Genomic DNA, 18,686 nt, shown 5'->3' with positions numbered 1-18,686 from the left:
CCAGGCATGGTCTGGCACTACCGGGGAGCGGGAACGGCATGGAGCGAACGCGCCAGGCATGGTTCACGGCGTCTGCAGCAGCAGGGAATGCAGGATGCGGGCGTCTTCGGCATCCAGTGTCTTCGGCAGGTCGTCGCGGCCACGGAAACGGCGGTGGAAGGCTGCGACGGTGGCGTCCCGGTTGTCGAGCGGATAGCCGAAGCGGGCCAGCGCACTCCACGCGTCAAAGCCTTCCGGTGCCGCACCGTCGGCCGCGCGCGGCCAGACGCCGAAACCGGCCTCGGCCAGCTGCTGCCACGGGAAGAACCGGCTCGGATCCTGCTTGCGTGTCGGCGCCAGGTCGGCATGGCCGATCACCTGCCGCGGCGGAATGTTCAGGCGGGTGGTGAGATCGCGCAGCAGCACGATCAGCGATTCGATCTGCGCCGCACTGAACGGGCTGCGGCCGTCGTTGTCGAGCTCGATGCCGATCGATGCCGAGTTGAGGTCGGTGATGGTGCCCCAACGCCCGGCGCCGGCGTGCCAGGCGCGGCGCTCATCGGCAACCAGCTGATAGCGATGGCCATCGGCACCGATCAGGTAGTGCGCGCTGACCGGTCCACCGCTGTTGGCCGTGCGCAACGTACGCAGGCTCTGCTGGACTGACTTCTGCTCGGTGTGATGGATGACGATGATGACGGGCGTGCGCGCGTTCTGGTTCGGCGACGGCACCCAGGTGGCGAGCGGGTTGCGGGTTTCCTGCGGCGCGGAGGCACAGGCGGCCAGCAGCAGGCAGGCCGAGAGCATCAGGGCGGTGCGGATCGGGTGCATGGCCTGATTGTGCGCGATCAGGCGCGATGATGCATGTCACAAGGAGATTCTGTAGGTCCACGCCAGGCGTGGATGCGCCACTCCGGCTGTGCCGACCAACGGTCGGCACCCACCAGAGCAGACCCAGACCCCGTGCCAAGCAAGCTTGGCACCTACCAGAACGAGGACAGTGGAAGTGCCGACCAATGGTCGGCACCCACAACATCAATGCAATAGCTCTGCCGCTACTTCAGGCGTCGTAGGCGGATTCGCCGTGCGAAGTCACATCCAGGCCGGTGCGCTCTGCTTCCTCGGTCACGCGCAGGCCAACCACGCTGCGCACCACCAGCAGGATCAGCGTGGTCACCACCGCCGACCACACCACGGTGAGGCCGACGCTGACCACCTGCACCCAGACCTGATGGGCGATATCCAGATCGGCCTTGGTGCCGCCCAGCGACTGCGCACTGAACACACCGGTGAGAATCGCACCGACGATGCCGCCGACACCATGCACACCGAACACGTCGGCGGTGTCGTCCACCTTCAGCAGGCGCTTCAAGCCGGTCACACCCCACACGCAGACCACGCCGGCGACGAAGCCGATGATGATCGCGCCGAGCGGGCCGACGGTGCCGCAGGCCGGGGTGATGCCGACCAGGCCGGCCACGGCGCCCGAGGCCGCGCCCAGTGCCGACGGCTTGCCCTTGCTGATCGCTTCCACCAGCGTCCAACCGAGTACGGCAGCGGCCGTGGCCAGCACGGTATTGAGGAAGGCCAGCGAGGCGACGGTATCGGCGGCAGCGGCGGAACCCGCGTTGAAGCCGAACCAGCCGACCCACAGCAGCATCGCGCCGATATAGGTAAACGGCACGTTGTGCGGCTTCAGCGCGGTCTGGCCATAGCCCAGGCGCTTGCCGACGAACCACGCGGCGACCAGACCGGCCACACCTGCGTTGATGTGGACCACGGTGCCACCGGCGAAATCGATCGCGCCCATCTCACCCAGGTAGCCGCCACCCCAGACGATGTGCGCCATCGGGATGTAGCTGAGAGTGAACCACAGCGCCGAGAACAGCAGCACCGCACGGAACTTGATGCGCTCGGCGAACGCGCCGACGATCAGCGCGGTGGTGATGCCAGCAAAGGTCGACTGGAAGGCGACGAACAGGTAGTCCGGCAGGCCCTTGATCGGGGTGTTGCCGACCGACTCCTGAGTGAAGCCCTTGAGGAAGGCGAATTCGGTGAACGAGCCGAAGAATGGGTTGCCCGCGCTGAACACCGCGCTGTAGCCATAGGCCACCCACAGCAGCAGCACCAGCGAGAACACCACCAGGATCTGGCTGAGCACCGACAGCACGTTCTTCGAACGCACCAGGCCGCCATAGAACAACGCCAGGCCCGGCACCACCATCAGCAACACCAGCAGGGTGGACGTCAGCATCCAGGCCACGTCGCCATGGTCGTAGGTCGCGGCGGCTTCAGCCGCGGCCGGTGCGGCGGCCGCAGCGACCGGATCCTGCAGCGGTTCGACCGCCACGCTTTCGCTCGGCAGCGGCGAGATCTGGGCCTGAGCGTGGGCACTGCCCGGCCACGCACCGGCGGCCAGCGCGCTGAGCAGCATCAACAGGCACACGAAGTGGAACCGGGCTTGCCACCCGGTGAGAAGGCGCATCTTCATGGGGGAGTCTCCGGAAAGGGGTTACAGCGCGTCGGCACCGATTTCGCCGGTGCGGATGCGGATGACCTGTTCGACGGCGGTGACGAAGATCTTGCCGTCACCGATCTTGCCGGTGCCTGCCGACGACTGGATCGCTTCGATCACCGCGTCGGCACGCTCGTCGGTGACCACGGTTTCGATCTTGATCTTGGGCAGGAAGTCGACGACGTACTCGGCGCCGCGATACAGCTCGGTGTGGCCCTTCTGGCGGCCGAAGCCTTTCACTTCGGTCACGGTGATGCCCGACACGCCTGCGTCGGAGAGGGCCTCGCGGACCTCGTCGAGCTTGAACGGCCGGATGATGGCGGAGATCAGTTTCATGCGCATGTCCCGAGGGTGGATGGGGCCAGCGCGCCAGCGCGCGTTGGCATCAGGCAACCAGCGGCCATCAGGATGATGGCCGTGGCTGTTGCACCGGACACGTACAGGGCCGGGACGGCCGTGCCTCTCTCCTTGCACGACCGACGCGGGAGGGAGGGCGGCCCTGGTCGCGTATCCGGTCTCTCTTGCCCCTGTTTCAGCGGACCAACAGTCCGCTCTACTGCAGCGGGCCAGCGGCCCGCTCTACCACGGCGGGTCGGGGCCCGCCCTGCGGCTCCCCAGCCGCGAAGACGGAAGCGATGGCGGCGGGTGGGAGGGGGAAGCCCACCGCCATCGCCACCGGTCAGCTGGCGTAGTACAGCTGGTATTCCAGCGGGTGGGTGGCCGCGCGGAACTTGGTCACTTCCTGCATCTTCAGCGCGATGTAGCCGTCGATGAAGTCATCGCTCATCACGCCGCCGGCCTTCAGGAACTCGCGGTCCTTGTCCAGCGCTTCCAGCGCCTGGTCCAGCGAGGAGCAGACCTGCGGGATCAGCTTCTCTTCTTCCGGCGGCAGGTCGTACAGGTCCTTGTCGCTCGGTGCGCCCGGGTCGATCTGGTTCTTGATGCCGTCCAGGCCGGCCATCATCAGCGCGGTGAAGGTGAGGTAGCCGGACTGGATCGGATCCGGGAAGCGCATTTCGATGCGGCGTGCCTTCGGGTTGGACACCCACGGAATGCGGCACGAAGCCGAACGGTTGCGGGCCGAGTAGGCCAGCATCACCGGTGCTTCGTAGCCCGGCACCAGGCGCTTGTAGCTGTTGGTGCCCGAGTTGGCGAAGGCGTTGATGGCCTTGGCATGCTTGAAGATGCCGCCGATGTACCACAGCGCCAGCTGGCTCAGGCCACCGTAGCCGTCACCGGAGAACAGGTTGGTGCCGCCCTTGGACAGCGACTGATGCACGTGCATGCCGCTGCCGTTGTCGCCGACGATCGGCTTGGGCATGAAGGTGACGGTCTTGCCGTTGCGGTGCGCGACGTTCTTGATCACGTACTTCATGCGCAGCAGTTCGTCGGCCTTCTGCACCAGGGTGCTGAACTTGGTGCCGATCTCGCACTGGCCGGCGGTGGCCACTTCGTGGTGCTGCACTTCCACTTCGATGCCGACCTGTTCCAGGGTCTTGCACATCTCGGCGCGCAGGTCGTGCAGGGTGTCGGTCGGCGGCACCGGGAAGTAGCCGCCCTTCACGCCCGGACGGTAGCCGCTGTTGGCGCCGTCGTACTTGGCGCCGCTGTTCCACGCCGCTTCTTCCGAGTCGACCTGGAAGAAGGTGTGGCCCATTTCATTGGCGAAGCGGACCGAATCGAAGATGAAGAATTCCGGCTCCGGGCCGAAGAACGCGGTTTCGGCGATGCCGGAGGACTTCAGGTAGGCCTCGGCGCGCTTGGCGATGCCGCGCGGGCAACGGCCATACGGCTGCATGGTGGCCGGATCGAGGATGTCGCAGCTGATCACGATGGTCGGATCGGCGTAGAACGGATCGACGTAGGCGCTGGCGGTATCCGGCAGCAGCACCATGTCCGATTCGGCGATTCCCTTCCAGCCGGCGATCGAGCTGCCATCGAACATCTTGCCTTCTTCGAACAGCGACGGCTCGACGATGCTGACCGGGAAGGTCACGTGCTGCTCGACACCACGCATGTCGACAAAGCGCAGGTCGACGAACTCGATCTGGTTGTCCTTGATCAGCTTCTCAACGTTTTCCACGGACATCGGTACGACCTCGGATGGGGATGAATGCCTGCTGAGGTACAGCAACGACCGTGCCAACTTTTCGCAGTCTGCAAGTCATTGATTTCAAAAAGGCCGCCCCGCAGCGGTGCAGAACCGTGCGCACCAAATGGGTGCAGCCGACAGCGGACGCACCCGTTTGGTGCGGCAGTGATCGTCTATCCTCTCGACCTTCTTCCTTCCTGCCGCGCGTGCCCGCACCGTCCATGTCCGACCTGCTCTCCGCCCTGTTGCTGGGCATCCTCGAAGGCTTGACTGAGTTCCTGCCGATCTCCAGCACCGGCCACCTGCTCATCGCCCAGCACTGGCTGGGTGCCCGTTCGGACTTCTTCAACATCGTCATCCAGGCCGGCGCGATCGTGGCGGTGGTACTGGTGTTCCGCCAGCGCCTGCTGCAGTTGGCCACCGGCTTCGGGCAGCGCGAGAACCGCGAGTACGTATTCAAGCTGGGCGCGGCCTTCCTGGTCACCGCCGTGGTCGGCCTGGTGGTGCGCAAAGCCGGCTGGTCGCTGCCCGAGACGGTCAGCCCGGTGGCCTGGGCACTGATCATCGGTGGCATCTGGATGCTGCTGGTGGAGGCCTACACCGCGCGCCTGCCCGACCGCGACCAGGTGACCTGGACCGTGGCGATCGGCGTCGGCCTGGCGCAGGTGGTGGCCGGCGTGTTCCCCGGCACCTCGCGTTCGGCCTCGGCGATCTTCCTGGCCATGCTGCTGGGCCTGAGCCGCCGCGCGGCGGCTGCCGAGTTCGTGTTCCTGGTTGGCATTCCCACCATGTTCGCCGCCAGCGCCTACACCTTCCTGGAAATGGCCAAGGCCGGACAGCTGGGCAGCGAGAACTGGACCGAGGTGGGCGTGGCCTTCCTTGCCGCGGCCGTCACCGGCTTCGTCGTAGTGAAGTGGCTGATGGGCTACATCAAATCGCACAAGTTCACCGCGTTCGCGCTTTACCGCATCGCGCTGGGCGCCGCGCTGCTGCTGTGGTTGCCGTCCGGCAGCTGAACAGCGCCGGGGCACGGTAACCCCGTTGCCGGCCCCACCCCGTTTCCCCCACGGTTCCCCAAGGAGAATCACCATGAACCGCAAGCTCACCCTGCTCCTCCCGCTGGCCCTGATGGCCGCCTGCAGCCAGACCCCGGCCCCGGCCGGCACCGGCGGCGACGACGTGGCCCCGGCCGCGGCCAAGGCAGCAGACCAGCAGACGCTGGCGCACCTGGACGCGCAGCGCCTGCAGAGCCAGCACTGGCTGCTGCAGCAGGCCACCGCCGCCGACGGCAAGCGCATCGACGCGCTGTTCGCCCGCGAAGACAAGCCGGTCACCCTGGACTTCGCGGATGGCCGCCTGTCGGTCAGCAACGCCTGCAACCACATGGGTGGCGGCTACACCCTGGCCGACGGCAAGCTGACGGTCAGTGCGATGGCCTCGACCATGATGGCCTGCACTGACAAGGCGCTGATGGCGCTGGACGAGGCCGTGTCGAGCCGCCTGCAGGGCGAGCTGAAGGCCGAGCAGGATGCCGATGGCAAGCTGACCCTGACCAACGCGAAGGGCGATGTGCTGGTGTTCAACCCGGAACCGACCGCTGAAACCCGCTACGGCGGCGCCGGCGAAACCGTATTCCTGGAAGTGGCCGCCAAGACCGAGAAGTGCTCGCACCCGCTGATCCCGGACTACCAGTGCCTGCAGGTGCGTGAAGTGAAGTTCGACGACAAGGGCCTGAAGCAGGGTGAGCCGGGCAAGTTCGAGAACTTCTACGGCAACATCGAGGGTTACACCCACGAGGACGGCGTGCGCAACGTGGTGCGCGTGAAGCGCTACGAAGTGAAGAACCCGCCGGCCGATGCGCCGTCGCAGGCGTACGTGCTGGACATGGTGGTCGAGTCGGCCATCGAGAAGAAGTAAGACGACAGAAGGGCGGCCGCGAGGTCGCCCTTCTTCGTGGTGGGTGGAGCCGGCCGCTGGCCGGCCGCCCCTTTTCATGGTGGCTCGACTCTACGGAAGCAAAGCCGGCCAGCGGCCGGCTCTCCCCATCGTGCCGCTCAGCCCAGCGCCGGGTTCAACGTGTAGGTGCCATGCAGTGCGGCTTCGGCCAGCACGTGGCCGTGCATGGCGCGATATGCGTCGGCGGCGGTGAAGCGCGCCGGAAGCTCCAGCGAGGCCACATCCAGCGCGAACACGCGGAAGAAATAGCGGTGCACGCGTTCGTCGTTGAACGGCGGATAGGGGCCGTCATAGCCCAGGTAATCGCCGGCCATGTCCGGGTTGCCCGCAAACCAGCCGGTGAAGTCGTTCAGGCCCTGGCGGCTGCCCGCCGGGCCAGCCGGTGCGGTCTTGCCCTTCACCACGAAGCCATCGCTGCAGCTGCCGGCGGCGATCTCCTGCACCGAGGCCGGAATATCGGCCATCACCCAGTGCACGAAGTCGCAGCGCGGCTGGTCGCGCGGCACGGTCATGTCGCTGCGGCCGACCGTTTCCGCAACGGTCGGCACATCCGGGTCCACGCACACCAGCAGGAACGAACGCGTGCCTTCCGGTGCGCCGTTCCAGGCCAGGTGCGGATTGCGGTCCGGCGCGAAGCCGGTGGCATCGCCGGCGGCGAACGCGCGGTCGATCGGCGCGCCGTTGGTCAGGCTGTGGCTGCTCAGTTGCATCGGCTTCTCCTTACTCTTCCGGGTAACCCAGGCGCACCGCAATCGGGGTGAGCTTGGCAAAGGCGGCGCTCATCACGTCGCGGTAGTTGCGCCAGTGGCCCGGCGGGAAGCGCGGTGCGCCCAGCTGTGCGGCCGGCGGCATCTGCCGCTCGAACAGGCGTCCCAGCAGCTCGGCCATCGCGTGCGGATCATTGCCGATCTGGTCGATGCGCAGCAGCACGTGCGGATACAGTTCTTCCTCATGCAGGGTGGCAACCTGCGCCAGCCCGCGCGCCAGCCATTCGCTGGCTTCAGCCAGCGAGGTCATCGCCAGCGGAGCGGCAGCGCCGTAGGCCACCCAGTCCAGCAGCATGTCGCGCGGATCACGCAGCACGAGCACCAGTCGTCCCTGCGGCAGCTGCGGGCGCAGCGCCCACAGCAGGGCGTTGTCCCACCACAGCAGCCAGTCGATGACGGCATCGCCCTGCAGGCCACGCGCCGGCAGCTGCTCGCGCCAGCGCTGCACCAGCCGCTCCGGGGTCAGCACGCCGGAGGCGAGGTCCTGCAGCGTGTGGTAGTTCTGGAATGCATCATCCGGCGGATTGCTGGTGTAGCGGTCGCTGCGCAGCACCGGGCTGGCGGCCGCCAGGCCGGTCGCAACCCGCTCCACGCCCGAACCCGGCGCACCCCACAGGAAGATCGGCGCGGAGCTGGCATCACTGTCGATCTCGCCCTTCTCCGGCCAGCTCGGCGGCGCCTTGGCCTGCGGCGGAAGCGGCAGGCGCTGCGGTGCCTGGTCGGCCTGCAGCGCCATCCACGTCTGCAGCGCCTGTTCCGGCTGGCCAGCGCGGTCCTGGATTTCACCCAGCCAGGTACGCAGGTCGGCGCGATGGCCGTCCGGCGCCCTGTCGATCAGCGCCTGCACGCGCGCGATCGCGGCGACCGGATCACGCTGCAGCAGGCCTTCGACCAGGCGTGTTTCGCCACTGACGCGGCCCGGTTCGAGGCTGACGATACGTTCGGCGATGGCTTCGGCCTGTTCGTGTTCGCCCACCATGTCATGCAGGCGCAGGCGTGCTTCCAGTGCCGGCAGATGACCCGGCATCGCGTCCATCCAGCGCTCCACGGTCGCCGCGGCGGTCGGGCTGCCGACTTCTTCCACGGCCAGGCGTGCCAGCCACAGGTCATGCAGCTGCGGATGCTGTTCCAGGGCCGCGTCCAGGCGCGCGCGGGCCTCGTCTTCGCGGCCCAGGCGCTGCCAGGACATCAGCAGCAGCTGCAGCACCTGGCGATCGTCGGGGATCGATTCCAGCAACGGCAGCAGATGGTCCAGCGCCTGCAGCGGCTGGCCGCCGCGCAGCGACAGTTCACCGGCCAGGCGACGCATCGACGGCGTATCCATGCCTTCCTGCTGAAGCGCGATCTGCATCGCTTCGGCAGCCGCCTCCAGGTTGCCCTGGCGCAGCGCCAACTGCACTACCAGGCCATGCAGCGAGCTGATGGCCGGGTTCAGTTCCAGCACGCGGCGGAACGCCTGCTCGGCGAAGGCCAGCATGTCCTTGCCCAGGTAGGCGAAGCCCAGTGCGTACAGCACGCGGGTGTCGTTGGGCTGCGCCTGGTTGGCCGCCGACAGCAGCGTCAGCGCACGATCCGGGTCGTCGCGGCGCAGCGCGATCATGCCGTCGATGGTCAGCAGTTCCGGGTGGTCCGGCTCAACGCGCGAGGCCAGCGTGGACAGGCGCTGGGCTTCATCGAAGTCGTTGCGGCCGATCGCCAGGTGCGCCTGCATCAGATAGGCGGCGAATGAGTTCGGGTCAAGCCCGGTGGTACGTGCCAGCGCTTCGTCAGCGCCCTGGTACTGGCGCAGGGCGAGCAGCAGGCCAGCGTGCTGCAGGTGCAGCTGGGCATCATCGGGGGCCAGCTGCAACGCCTGCTGCAGCGCCTCCATCGCATCCTCGGCCTTGCCCTGCTGCTGCAGCGCAAGCGCCAGCCAGCGGTGGGCTTCGGCCTGGCCGGGTTCATCACGGGTCCACGCCTGGGCCAGCTGCACGGCCTGGTCGGCCTGGTTCTGGCGCAACGCTTGGATGATCTGGTCTTGCATGGCGGTCCGGTTCAAGTGCAAACCCGCATTGTAGCGGTCCACGCACCGGTGCCGGTTCAGCCCGCCAGCACCCGCTGCAGGCGCTGCGCCACCCAGCGCTCGGAGAAGCCGTCACCCCGCCAGTTTTCCAGGAAGCCGCAGTGGCCTCCCCAGCAGGCGGTTTCCAGGTGCGCCTGGCGCGGCAGCTGCCAATCGCTGAAAGTCGCGTACGGGATCACCGGGTCGTCCTGCGCCATCAGGATGTCGGCCGGCACCTGCAGGGTGGACAGGCGGTCACCGGCAATCGAATAGCCATCGAAATAGGCCTGCAGCGAGCCGAAGGTGGTGTGCCGTTCGACCAGCCAGGCAGTCAGTGCACGGATGTCCAGCTTCAGCACGCGGTCGTCGCAGTCGCTCAGCTCGGGAAACAGATCGCGCTTGCGGCGCAGCGAGCCGGCCCATTTGCGGCGGAAGTACCAGTCGTACATCGCCGGGCCGTTTTCGATGCTCTCCATCGTCAGCCCCGGGTCCAGCACCGGGCACACCGAGGCCACCCGCAGCAGCGGCACGCCGGCAGCCGGCGCGCGCAGGGCCAGGCGCAGCACGAAGTTGCCACCCAGCGAATAGCCGGCGGCCACCAGCGGCAGCTGCGGCCAGCGCTGGGCGATGTCACCCGCGGCATGCACCACTTCATCGATCAGGTTGGAGTGGAAGATGCCGGGGTTCAGATGGTGGGTGTTGCCATGGTCGCGGAAGTTCAGCCGCACCACATCGAAACCCTGTTCGATCATGCGCGCGGCAGCCATGCGCATGTAACTGGATTCGGCACTGCCCTCCCAGCCATGCAGCAGCAGGGCCATGCCCTTCGGTTCGCGGCCTTCGACATGGCTGTGCCAGCCCTGCAGGCGCACGCCATCACCGCCGTCGAGGATCAGCTCTTCGCTGACCGCACCGGTGGCGGCCAGCAGCAGCAGGCCGCGCTGCAGGCGCATGCGGCTGGAGCTGAGCATCGACTGCAGGTGCGGATTGCGCAGCCAGCGCGGCGGCTGGTAGTCAGTCGCATGCAACGTCGGTGTACCGGCGTCCAGGACGGGTGGCGGGACCAGGGCCACCGTGCCCTCAGCCGGTGCTCATGGCCGCCACGATGCGCGCGCGCGAGGTTTCCGCGATGCGTCGACGGCCTTCCAGGTCCTGGGTACCGATCGGCTCCAGGAAATGCACTTCGGTATGCCGCGCCGGCTCACCCAGCAGGCGCAGGAAATTGGCGGCGAAACTCTCGCCCGGGCCGAATGCCACGATGGTCTGTGCGTCACCCTTGAACCCATAGACCAGCGCCACAGGCTGCACCGGAACACCGGTTTCGACCGCGGCCTGGAAGATGCGGGCATGGAACGGCCCCACTTCATGGCCACCGCGGGTGCGCCCTTCCGGGAACACGCCTACTGCCTTGCCGGCACGCAGGCGATCGGCCATCACCTGCATCACGCCACCGAGCGATTCGGTGTTGCCGCGCTGGTGGAAGATGGTCTGCCCGCGCGCGGCGAGCCAACCGACCAGCGGCCAGCTGGCGATTTCGCGCTTGGCGACGAAGCCCATCATGCGCTGGCTGTGCAGGATGGAGATGTCGACCCAGCTGACGTGGTTGGCGACGAACAGCACGGCACCGGGCAAGGGCTGGCCCACCCGTGACAGGCGGAAGCCGAAGATCCACATCAGGCCGCCCTGCCACCAGTTCACCACCTTCGCCCCGAAGGTATCCTCGCCCACGCGCAGCTCGCCCCACGGCGGGAGCATGCCGATCAGGATCAGCGGCAGGAACACGATGATGTGGACCAACAGCAGCGGTACGCGGTACAGGTAACGGCACACACGCGCCACGCCGCCACGGGGGGCCGGAGTGGGGGAAGTCATCCGCGCACGATACCGGAGCGCCGCAGCAGCTGCCAGCCGATTTAGGCCATAACCGCCATTGACCGGGGCAATCGGCAGGGAACGCTGGGTTCTGCCGCCGTCAACACGCCCGCCGGGGGCTCAACCGTGGCCGGCGGCCACCACCGCCAGGGTCAGCCGAGAGATGCACACCAGCCGGCCCTGCTCGTCTTCGATGCGGATCTCCCACAGCTGGGTGCTGCGGCCCACGTGCAGCGCGCGGGCGGTGCCGGTGACCGTGCCCGAGCGCACGGCGCGCACGTGGTTGGCGTTGATTTCCAGGCCCACGCAGATCTGCTTGCCGGTATCCACGCACAGGTTGCCGGCGCTGCTGCCCAGGGTCTCGGCCAGCACCACCGAGGCACCGCCGTGCAGGATGCCGTACGGCTGCCGGGTGCGCTCGTCCACCGGCATGGTGGCCTGCAGCCAGTCTTCGCCCGCAGCACTGAAGACGATGCCGAGGGATTCGATCGCCGTGTTGCGGCTGAGCGCGTTGAGCTGCTCGATGGAAACGGCTTCGCGGAATACCTGGGTCATGCGGGCACCTTCAGAGGATGGGAACGAGGCCGGCGCCGAATGCAGTCAGCATGCGCACCAGCAGCCACTTCGGGCCGACGTTGACTTCGGGGAAGTCGCCGACGGCGACGTAGCAGTTGTGGAACGCCGGGTCCTGCCGTGGCAGCGGCTGCGGGCAGTCCGGACCGGGCTTGAACTCGTAGTCGGTGGCGTAGCGCCACGGCCAGAAGTCGAGGATCGGCAGCGCTTCGGAGGCTTTTCCGACGCTGTAGTTCAGGCCCGACAGCACTGGCGGCTTGGCCCGCGGCGCCACTGTCCACGAGTTCTGCGGATGGGTATCGCGCAGGATGCTCTCGGCCAGCTGCTCGGCAAACACCGGATCGTCGATGATCACCGCGCCTTCGGTGTTGTAGTTCTCGCTGCGCGGATCGAAGTTGTGGGTGCCGACCACGCCGATGCGGCGATCGACCACCAGCGACTTGGCGTGCAGGCCCATGCGGGCGCCCTTGCGGGTGACCGGCAACGGCTTGTTGACCGCCTTGCTGCCCAGGAACGACGGACGCGTCTCGGTGCGCAGCAGGCGCGTTTCCACCTCGCTGCCGGCGGCGCGGCGACGTTCGCGCGCGTTCTGGTAGGCACTGCCGGTACGCGGATGATGCACCGCCACCTGCTTGCGGGGCGCGGCCAGATCCCCGTCGCTGCCACCACCGGCATTGCTGCCAGCGGCGCTGCCGCCGATCAGCGGATTGCGCCCACCGTCGTCGTCGCCTCCGGGCGCGGCGATCGGGTCGGGCAGCAGATTGCGGTAGTCGACCGGTGCATCCAGCGGGAACGGCTTGTATTCGAAGATGTTGAAGCCCAGTTCGCGCATGTTGCGCCGCTTGTACTTGTACGACAGCGCATACACGATCGGGTTGTCGGTGGCCGCCAGGCTGTTGCTGGACACCACCACGCGCGGCGGCTGCGGGCGCTTGCGCAGCTCGCGGAACAGCTTCTGCGCCGGCTTGGACAGCACCAGGTACGGCGTCTGCAGGATCACTTCCTTCTGCGCGCCGGCGATCAGTGCATCCAGCTGCGGCTCGGTCACGTGCTGGCCGGCCAGCGGGGCATCGGCCTTCTCGCGGCGGTGCTTGCGCGGCAGGTCGGCGACGTAGCGCACCGAGGCCACCGGCAGCGCTGTATCCACGAAGGAACGGGTGACGAACTCCATGTCATTGGCTTCAGCGCTGACCCGCTGCACCCGCTCCGGGCGGCGGAACGTGGCGGGCGGCAGCACCGGCACGCCTTCGCGCAGCAGGGTGCGGCCCACGTCATTCAGGCGCTCGGCCGGCACGCTGCGCTTGGCGCGCCAGAACGCATCGAAGTTGGCCGCCATCGCCCGTGCTTCCGGGCCGGCGATCATGACGTCGCGATCGCGGAAGTTGTACTCGCGATCCCAGTCGTAATAGTCGTCCTGGTAGTTGCGGCCGCCGACCACGCCGATCGCATCGTCGATCACCAGCAGCTTGTTGTGCATGCGCTGGTTGAAGCGACGGAAGCAGCACAGCACGCTGCCGGCGTAATCGAAGTAGTTCAGCCGGGCCTTGCCGAAGGTCGGGTTGTAGACCCGCAGCTGGAAATTCTGGTGGGCACCGGACAGCGCGCCGAGGATCTCCAGGTCGGAGATCGCCGAGAGCTGGTCGATCAGCACCCGCACCTTCACCCCGCGCCGCGACGCGGCCAGCAGTTCGTCGATGACCAGCCGCGCGCTGTCGTCCTTGTCGAAGATGTAGGTCTGCAGGTCGATGCTGCGGGTGGCACTGCGCAGCAGGTTCAGGCGCGCCACCAGGGCGCCCTCCCCCTCGTCCAGCAGGGTGGCGTAGTGGCGCGGCTGCTCCGGGGTGGATTCGGTGAACGCCCGGCCGGCCAACGCCCGCAGCGGCGAATCCTGTGCGCAGCGGTCGGCGCGCTGACAGTCGACCTGGATCGAGCGCGCCTGCACGGCGATCGCTTCGGCGCGGTCGCGCTCGGCATTGGACAGCGATGCACAACCGCTGCCCAGCAACACGGTTGCCAGCGCCAGTACACGCAGCAGGAGGTTCACGGTTTCGGCGCCTCGCTCAGGCGCGCTCGCAATACGAAGGTCACTCGGTCACTCAAGGCAAGCTGCCAGCTGTCCATTCCATACCGGCCTCGCTGCACGGTACCGCGGCTGACGACGTCGCAATCATAGCCGGGTCGGGCGCAATCCGCCTTCTCGACCTTCAGTGTCTCGGGGTGGCTGATCCCGCGCAGGGTCAGCCGCCCGTTGATGTCGCCCCCGTCTTCCACGGTCTCCGGCCAGTACGGCAGCGAGTCGAACTCGACCACCGGGTGGCGGCCTGCGTCGAAGAACTCCTCGCCGCGCATCCAGCCGGTGTAGCGCGCCTTGCCGGGGATCTCGACCGAACGCGTGAACATCTTCAGGTGCACCTGATGGCGGCCGTCGGAGAGGATCTCGATGCGACCCTCGAAGTGCGGGAACAGGCCTTCGATGCGTTGCCCGAAGCGGGTCCGCACCTCGAAACCGATCTGCGAGCGCTGGGTATCCAGGTGCAGGACCCGGTGCGCTTCAGCGACCACCGGCGGCAAGGGCGTTGGCGGTGGCGCGGCAGCCCAGGCCGCGCCGGAAGCCAGCAGCACGGGCAGCAGGAAGCGGCTGCGCCGCGCCAGGCTCATTGGATCACGGCCACCAGAACGCGTTCAGGCTGGCCACGCCCGGCTCGATCGAGGCCTCGCGCGGGAAGCCGAGCACGGCAATGCCGGCCGGCGGCATGCCGCGATAGTCGCTGCTGGTGCCTTCCGTCATCAACGCCACCAGGCGCTCCAGGCCGGGGTTATGGCCGACGATCAGCACCCGGTCGAGGTCACGGCGGTCGTCCACCAGCGCCGCCAGGGTGCCGGGGGTAGCCTCGTAGATGCGGTCTTCCAGGCGCTTCTCGACATAGCCGATGGTGCCGAGCACGGCTTCCAGGGTCTCCCGGGTGCGCCGCGCCGGTGAGCACAGCACACAGTCCGGCAGCAGGTTGTTCTCCTTCAGCCACTTGCCGGCGGCTTCGGCTTCGGCGAGCCCCACCGGCGACAACGGCCGGTCGAGGTCGGCCTGGCCGGGGGTAGCCGGTTCGGCATGGGCATGGCGCAGCAGGATCAGTTCACGCATCGCGGGTTTCCATGAAGAAGAGGATGCAGCAGAAAGAGTGACGCAGGCATCAAAGCTTCAGCCAGGACAGCAGCGGCTCCCAGTCGGCCTGGTGCTCGCGCACCTGGGCCGAGCGGTAGTCGAACAGGCTGCGGCCCAGGCCGGTCATGACCACATAGCTCTGGCTGTCGCGCAGCTGCGCGACCACCGGGTACGGCCATTCACCCAGCATCTGCAGCGCCTGCTGCGAGGTCTGGGTCCATGGTTTGGTACGGTTGAGCACCAGCCCCACCGGCAGCTTGCGGCTGTGCACGCGCGGGTTCTGGGCCAGGCTGTTGAGGAAGCCGACGATCGCTTCGATGTCCAGCGCCGAGGGCAGCACCGGTACCACCACCGCGTCGGCTGCGTCGAGGAAATGGGGAATATCGTCAGCCAGGGCACCGGCCGGCGCATCGATGATGACGGTGTCGGTGCCGTCGGGCAGCTTCTGCGCCCACTGCTTCTTCCGATACACGTCGATGGGGAGCACCGCGCTTTCCAGCCCGGCACGGCGTTGTGCCCAGCGGGTGCTGGAACCCTGCGGGTCGGCATCGGCAATCACCGTGGCCTTGCCCTGCAATGCCGCGTACGCGGCCAGGTGGGTGGCGACGGTGGTCTTGCCCACCCCGCCCTTGGAACCGGCCACCAGGATCGTCTTCATGCCAGCCTCGCTTCCGGGTACGTGCCCCGAGCGTACACCGGTGATGGTGACGGGAGGTAGCGTCGTGCTGAACCAGCGGCCATCGCCTTTGCTATCGTGGCGCCCCCGAAGGATCGAACCGGCATGAGCGAACTGCAGGATCTGAGCGCGTTGATCCGCGCCAATACCCCACTGATCGTCATCGAGACCCAGGACGAGGGTCGCATCGTCGAGCTGTTCCGGCAGACGCTGATGCACGTCTGGCGGGCCCTGCACCGCTGGTCGATCACCGAGGGCCTGCGCCGGATCGACCTGGACAGCGAAGACCCGCCGGTCGGGCCGCCCGATGCCAGCGCGGCCCTGCAGATGATCCGCCAGGCCGACCAGCGCGGCGTCTACCTGCTGCTCGATTTCCATCCCTACCTGGGCTATGCCAGCCACCAGCGCGCCCTGCGCGACCTGATCCAGCGCCGCCACAGCGAGCCGCATGTGCTGGTGCTGATCGGTGCCAAAGTGGAGCTGCCGGCCGAGCTGGAAGCGCTGGCGGTGCGCTTCAACCCGCGCCTGCCCGATGCCAATGCCCTGCTGAAGATGCTGCGCGAGGAGGCCGACGCCTATGCGCGCGAGCATGGCGGCCGCCGGGTTGAAGTCGACAGCGAGGCGGTGAAGAAAATCCTGAAGAACCTGCAGGGCCTGAGCCTGGTCGATGCCCGGCGCATCGCGCGCCAGCTGATCTACGCCGACGGCGCACTGCGCGACGACGACCTGCCACAGCTGGCGCGGCTGAAATTCGAGCTGCTCAACCGCAGCGGCCACCTGTTCTTCGAACATGACAGCGCGCGCTTCGGCGATGTGGCCGGCGCCAACCGGCTCAAGCGCTGGATCAACCAGCGGCGGGTGGCGTTCATTGCCGGCTCCGCCCCGGCCGGGCTGGACCCGCCGCGCGGCATGCTGCTGCTGGGCGTACAGGGCTGTGGCAAGTCGATGCTGGCCAAAGCCACCGCCGCCGGCTTCGGCGTGCCCCTGCTGCGCCTGGACGTGGGCGCGCTGTACAACAAGTACCACGGCGAGACCGAAGCCAACCTGCGCCAGGCACTGGCCTCGGCCGAACAACTCGCGCCCTGCGTGTTGTGGATGGACGAGATCGAGAAGGGCCTGGCCAGCGGTGGCGAGGACGGTGGCGTATCGCGCCGCGTGCTCGGCTACCTGCTGACCTGGATGGCCGAGCGCAAGGCGCCGGTCTTCATCGTCGCCACCGCCAACCAGGTGCACGAGCTGCCCGCCGAGCTGCTGCGCAAGGGCCGTTTCGACGAGATCTTCTTCGTCGACCTGCCCACGCCCGAAGTGCGCGTGGAACTGCTGCGGCTGCACCTGGGGCGACGCCAGCTCAATGGTGACGACTTCGCGCTGCCGGCGCTGGCGGCGGCAGCCAACGGCTTCTCCGGCGCCGAGATCGAGCAGGCGATCGTGGCTGGCCTGTATGCGGCGCATGCCGAGGGCCGGCCGCTGGACACCGAGCTGCTGATGAACGAGATCCGTGCCACGCGGCCGCTGTCGGTGCTGATGGCCGAGCAGGTAGAAGCACTGCGTGCGTGGGCGTCGGGGCGGACGGTTTCCGCGGACGACTGAGGGGTTTCCAGCGAACGGCGCAGCCCCTCGTGGCGGCTGGTTGACTGTGAACATCAAAAGCCGCGCTTGGCCGGGCGGGATGGATTCGCGGGGGACGCCGTCAACCCGTCCATGGGGGCTTGGCCGCGGCATCCATGCCGCGGACACCCCCGCGAACCCATCCCGCCCGGCCTCTGACAATTTCCGAGTGCGTCCGCCACGGAAAAGAAAAAAGAAGAGCAGAAGCAAAGGCAAAAGCGCTTGGCCGGCCGCTCTTTGTAGAGCCGAGCCCACACTCGGCTGCATTTCGATCAGATATCGAATACTCGATTCCGATGTGGATTCATTCGCGCATGGCGTGGACATCGTGTCGACCAAGGCCGACACCTACCAGCAGCTGGGAACTGTCGGAGGCGGGGCGGTGTGGGTTGGCAGGACCGTTGGCGCCATGGGCCCGAGGCATGCCTCGGGCGGGTTGGGCAGGACGCCCAACCCCGGTCTTGCCGTGTGCGCAGGACAGCGCACACGAGCAAGGCACCATCGAGCCCCCATGGGTGAGGGCGCTTTGCCTGCAAGGCATGCCTCGCAAGCGCCCGAACGCCCAGCCGCCACCGGCTGGGCCGGACCCCGGAGGGGGGTTTACGGCGTGTCCTGCCAACCCACACCGCCCCGCCATCCCACAGATTGCCCGCTGTTGCTGTTGCTTTGGCTTTGGCTGTTGCCTCTGCGGGTGCCGGGTGCAACCCGGCCGAACCCCTTCCCTCAGGGCCAGGCAGGTGGTGCGGCCGCCCAGGCCTGCTGCACCTCGGCCAGCGACGCGCGCTCATCCTCACGCCACTGCGGCAGCAGCTGCCCATAGTTGGCCGTGGTACTCCACTGCGTCGGCTCGGTGCGTACCGCAGCCGCATACCACTGCACCGCCTCCTGCTTCTGCCCCATCCGCCACAATGCCAACGCATAGGTCGGTGGCACCCAGGTGGGCTTCGTACGGGCGTTGCTGGCCGATACCAGCCACTGTTCCAGCGCCGCCTCCGGCTTGCCCTGGCGCAGCAGGTCCCAACCGTAGTTCCAGCGCACGCTGCGGCCGCTGCTGCTCTGTGCCGGCGCCTCTTTCATCGCCTCGCCATACAGCTGCTCGGCCAGCTCGCCACGGCCCTGCGCGCCGGCCACCGATGCCAGCTGCACCGTCGCTTCCACCGCGCGGCGGCCGCGCTCACGCAGCTTGACCAGCTGGGCCACCAGCTCATCGCCCTCGCCCTGCACCGCCACCATCGGCGTTGCCGCCAGGTCGTTGTCGAAGTAGAACTCCTGTGGTGCCGGCACGGCCGGCGCGGCCCACGCAGTGGCCACTCCCGAGGCCAGCAGCACGCTGGCCAGGATCTTTCCTGGAACTGACATCCCTTCTCCCCAGGCCGCAACTGCAGCCTCCCTCTCTCTCCCCGATCCTAACCCCAGCACCGCCGCGGGCGCGAGTGCCGGGGCCTCG

At 67.7% G+C, this 18,686-nt stretch carries 17 protein-coding genes; 3 read left to right on the top strand and 14 right to left on the bottom strand.

The window, feature by feature from the left end; all coding sequences use genetic code 11:
- Window positions 1–63: 63 nt before the first annotated feature.
- The 4 genes from ACZK33_RS00665 to glnA form a co-directional block, all read right to left on the bottom strand.
- The gene (locus ACZK33_RS00665) at window positions 64–810 is read right to left on the bottom strand and encodes an N-acetylmuramoyl-L-alanine amidase (protein ID WP_423175373.1); all 747 of its coding nucleotides are present in this window, start codon (window positions 808–810) and stop codon (window positions 64–66) included.
- A 229-nt stretch (window positions 811–1,039) separates the two neighbouring features.
- Window positions 1,040–2,470 (bottom strand): ammonium transporter, encoded by a 1,431-nt coding sequence (locus ACZK33_RS00660; RefSeq protein ID WP_423175374.1) that lies wholly within the window; start codon window positions 2,468–2,470, stop codon window positions 1,040–1,042.
- Window positions 2,471–2,491: 21 nt separating this feature from the next.
- Window positions 2,492–2,830: a P-II family nitrogen regulator gene (locus ACZK33_RS00655; protein ID WP_004134334.1), complete on the bottom strand. Its 339-nt coding sequence runs from the start codon at window positions 2,828–2,830 to the stop codon at window positions 2,492–2,494.
- A gap of 343 nt (window positions 2,831–3,173) precedes the next feature.
- Window positions 3,174–4,583, bottom strand: a complete 1,410-nt coding sequence (gene glnA / locus ACZK33_RS00650; RefSeq protein WP_004153533.1) for a type I glutamate--ammonia ligase — start codon at window positions 4,581–4,583, stop codon at window positions 3,174–3,176.
- 224 nt (window positions 4,584–4,807) lie between these two features.
- Between glnA and ACZK33_RS00645 the strand changes: the two genes are divergently transcribed.
- Together ACZK33_RS00645 and ACZK33_RS00640 are read left to right on the top strand one after the other, a co-directional pair.
- The gene (locus ACZK33_RS00645; RefSeq protein WP_012509682.1) at window positions 4,808–5,602 is read left to right on the top strand and encodes an undecaprenyl-diphosphate phosphatase; all 795 of its coding nucleotides are present in this window, start codon (window positions 4,808–4,810) and stop codon (window positions 5,600–5,602) included.
- 73 nt (window positions 5,603–5,675) lie between these two features.
- The gene (locus ACZK33_RS00640; protein WP_281056005.1) at window positions 5,676–6,503 is read left to right on the top strand and encodes an META and DUF4377 domain-containing protein; all 828 of its coding nucleotides are present in this window, start codon (window positions 5,676–5,678) and stop codon (window positions 6,501–6,503) included.
- Window positions 6,504–6,640: 137 nt separating this feature from the next.
- Here ACZK33_RS00640 and ACZK33_RS00635 read toward each other — a convergent pair whose 3' ends face one another.
- From ACZK33_RS00635 to ACZK33_RS00595, 9 genes are all read right to left on the bottom strand, one after another.
- A complete protein-coding gene (locus ACZK33_RS00635) occupies window positions 6,641–7,252 on the bottom strand; it encodes a YbhB/YbcL family Raf kinase inhibitor-like protein (protein ID WP_049423164.1) in 612 nt (203 codons plus the stop codon).
- A gap of 10 nt (window positions 7,253–7,262) precedes the next feature.
- Window positions 7,263–9,332 (bottom strand): tetratricopeptide repeat protein, encoded by a 2,070-nt coding sequence (locus ACZK33_RS00630; protein ID WP_049398186.1) that lies wholly within the window; start codon window positions 9,330–9,332, stop codon window positions 7,263–7,265.
- A gap of 56 nt (window positions 9,333–9,388) precedes the next feature.
- On the bottom strand, window positions 9,389–10,378 hold the full coding sequence (locus tag ACZK33_RS00625; protein WP_050509830.1) for a YheT family hydrolase: 990 nt from the start codon (window positions 10,376–10,378) through the stop codon (window positions 9,389–9,391).
- A 52-nt stretch (window positions 10,379–10,430) separates the two neighbouring features.
- Entirely contained in the window at window positions 10,431–11,222 is a 792-nt protein-coding gene (locus tag ACZK33_RS00620) for a lysophospholipid acyltransferase family protein (protein WP_049398187.1), read from the bottom strand.
- Between the two features lie 120 nt (window positions 11,223–11,342).
- Window positions 11,343–11,777 carry a hotdog fold thioesterase gene (locus tag ACZK33_RS00615; protein WP_032128719.1) on the bottom strand — a complete coding sequence of 145 codons (435 nt, stop codon included), beginning with the start codon at window positions 11,775–11,777 and terminating at the stop codon, window positions 11,343–11,345.
- A gap of 10 nt (window positions 11,778–11,787) precedes the next feature.
- Window positions 11,788–13,839, bottom strand: coding sequence for a phospholipase D family protein (locus ACZK33_RS00610; protein WP_071228820.1), 2,052 nt, complete (start codon window positions 13,837–13,839; stop codon window positions 11,788–11,790).
- Complete coding sequence (locus ACZK33_RS00605) at window positions 13,836–14,453, bottom strand: YceI family protein (RefSeq protein WP_032128717.1); 618 nt, start codon at window positions 14,451–14,453, stop codon at window positions 13,836–13,838. The genes ACZK33_RS00610 and ACZK33_RS00605 overlap by 4 nt, the downstream gene beginning before the upstream one ends.
- Before the next feature lie 4 nt (window positions 14,454–14,457).
- Window positions 14,458–14,934 (bottom strand): SixA phosphatase family protein, encoded by a 477-nt coding sequence (locus tag ACZK33_RS00600; protein WP_005407539.1) that lies wholly within the window; start codon window positions 14,932–14,934, stop codon window positions 14,458–14,460.
- 49 nt (window positions 14,935–14,983) lie between these two features.
- Entirely contained in the window at window positions 14,984–15,613 is a 630-nt protein-coding gene (locus tag ACZK33_RS00595; protein ID WP_010487235.1) for a ParA family protein, read from the bottom strand.
- A gap of 123 nt (window positions 15,614–15,736) precedes the next feature.
- Between ACZK33_RS00595 and ACZK33_RS00590 the strand changes: the two genes are divergently transcribed.
- Complete coding sequence (locus tag ACZK33_RS00590) at window positions 15,737–17,221, top strand: AAA family ATPase (protein ID WP_423175377.1); 1,485 nt, start codon at window positions 15,737–15,739, stop codon at window positions 17,219–17,221.
- Between the two features lie 741 nt (window positions 17,222–17,962).
- Here the strand turns inward: ACZK33_RS00590 and ACZK33_RS00585 are convergent.
- Window positions 17,963–18,598 (bottom strand): tetratricopeptide repeat protein, encoded by a 636-nt coding sequence (locus ACZK33_RS00585; RefSeq protein ID WP_032128715.1) that lies wholly within the window; start codon window positions 18,596–18,598, stop codon window positions 17,963–17,965.
- Between the last annotated feature and the right edge of the window lie 88 nt (window positions 18,599–18,686).

It is taken from the genome of Stenotrophomonas sp. 86156_Sma (assembly GCF_056481625.1).
The sequence above is the reverse complement of the archived record's forward strand: the minus strand, read 5'-3'. Positions and strand labels throughout refer to the sequence as shown.